A 2,234-nucleotide genomic window follows, 5' to 3' on the forward strand; every position below is an offset into this window, starting at 1 on the left:
CATGTCCTTTCCGTCGTTGCCGGGAAGCTCTTTCCAGATTTCAAACGCTGATTTTCCGTCCGCTCCTGTGTCTCCCTTAAGGCCAGGCAGTCCATTAATTATATTAGTAACAGCTGTATTGCTAAAAATTGATGAAGCATTAGTAATAACATCGCCAACTACATCAATAGTCGTTTTTGTACCATTTTCACTTGTGTAAACATACTTGCCGTTATTTGCAGTATCTTTTACTAAAGTCGTTACCGTTTCGCTTGCTTTTATAAGTTCACTAATATTGATAACCCTCGTACTTCCAGATGCATCTATATAGGTAAACTGATTGGTTGTTGGGTTAAAAATTACATTGCCATTTCCACCTGAGGTATCTCCTGAAATAATCATTCTATTCCATTTATTATCATACCAGTAATAGTATCCTGGCTTGATATCTAACGAATTCGATGTATTAAAAACCAACATACTTTCTACAACACCAGGAACTGTTATAATATCTGTCGAACTTGTTAAGGGAATTCTAGGAATTAAAATACCTTTGTCTGCAGCGTAAACTTCTAACTGGGCAGAAGGTGTTGTTACTTCTTTTTTTCCTACTACTACTTGAGAGTAAACCGAGTAACTACCTAAGACAAAAAGTAAAGGAAGTAATCTATTCTTCATAAGATTTAATCTTTAAAGGGTTATTAAATTAATGATAATTATATGCTCTTGATTTACAAACATATCTTCATCCAAAGTTCAATTTTGACCCTACAAAGATTCTGTTATGATAGCTTTTTTCTTGCCTATAGAAGTTTATATTATTACATTTTAGGACATTTTTTTATTAATATTAATTTTACTAATATTTTAAACTTTTATTTTTAAAACTAAGCCATAAACAAAAAAATCCGATTATAAATAATCGGATTTTTAAATTTTGAAGTAAAGATTATTTCTTATCTTTTAATTCCTTAACAAGTGATTTTAATTGCTCAATTTCTGCTTGTTGTTCTTTTATTGCATTAATTAAAACAGGAATCATTTCAGAATAATACACTCCAAGAGTTTTATTCTCATCTTTCCCTTCTTCAACCACTTCTGGAATTAGAGTTTGCAATTGCTGTGCTGAAAAACCTAATTGTACTTTATTAGTTTGATCATTTTTTAGCGTATAAGAAATTGGATTTATCTTCAAAACTTCTGATAATCCATATTTCAATGGTGTAATATTTTGTTTTAAACGAATATCCGACACTACATTTACTGCATTTGCACAATATAATGTTCTCCATCTCTGATTAATATTTCCTAAATTTAACACTCCTGTTGTTACTCCACTCGCATCAACACCTGGAAGCAAATCTCCATTTGAAGCAATTTCTAAACTTAAGGTATTACTAGTTTTAAACTCTAGATTACTTTTTGCTGCTGTACCAGATCCTCCTTGATAATATGCCGTGACGCTAGAAAGTGACTGAATACCAGTTGTTGTTGTTTGCGCTTGAAAATTGAATGCTCCCATTGCCAGCCCACTTGTAAGTACAATCGGAGTAGCTTCTGTTCCTAGTGAATGTAAGAACGAGAATGAAGGAGAATTAGTTCCGCTTGAATAAGTTGCTAATTTTAGATCATCCATTAAATCATCCGTTGAATTATTAACAAGATGAATACCATATTTAGGATTACTAGTACCTATACCTAATCTACCACCTGTATCCAAACGCATTCTTTCTTTATTATTGGTAATAAAAGGCAAATCAAAATTAACTTTAGTACCAAAATTTTTCTCAGCTGTTAAACCATCATTTCCATCATTCCCTCCTAATACCCATGGCATATCTGGTGACCATGCGATAGTTCCAGCAGGATCAGTATATAAATATGCAGGTTTTGTAACCGCAGGCACCATATTAACTTGTACATCAGTTAACGTTGCACCAGTTCCATTAACAACTTTTAAGACTGTTGCAGGTGTTGTTGTTGTTAATGTTTTTGTAGTAATTCCAATAGTCAAATTACTGTCTACAACTTTACCTGAACCTGATACAGTAAGTGGACTTGTTGCAAGTAAACTAGCTTTTGTAACTGTTGCATCAGAACCATTAGCTCCTGTCGCTCCGGTAGCTCCTTTCAGTCCCTGAAGCCCTTGTGGGCCTGTCGCTCCAGTATCTCCTTTCAGTCCCTGAAGTCCTTGTGGGCCTGTTGCTCCGGTATCTCCTTTCAGACCTTGAAGCCCTTGTGGGCCTGTTGCTCCG

At 34.4% G+C, this 2,234-nt stretch carries 1 protein-coding gene and 1 pseudogene; both read right to left on the minus strand.

Features of this window, described 5'->3' with window-relative positions; translation table 11 throughout:
* A pseudogene (locus tag DMB71_RS00185) lies at positions 1–657 on the minus strand (hypothetical protein); the annotation flags it as partial.
* Positions 658–928: 271 nt separating this feature from the next.
* Positions 929–2,234: tail fiber domain-containing protein (locus DMB71_RS22210; protein WP_204251751.1), on the minus strand; the 1,306-nt coding region annotated here is incomplete at its 5' end.

It is taken from the genome of Flavobacterium tistrianum (assembly GCF_003254545.1).
Classification (GTDB): domain Bacteria; phylum Bacteroidota; class Bacteroidia; order Flavobacteriales; family Flavobacteriaceae; genus Flavobacterium; species Flavobacterium tistrianum.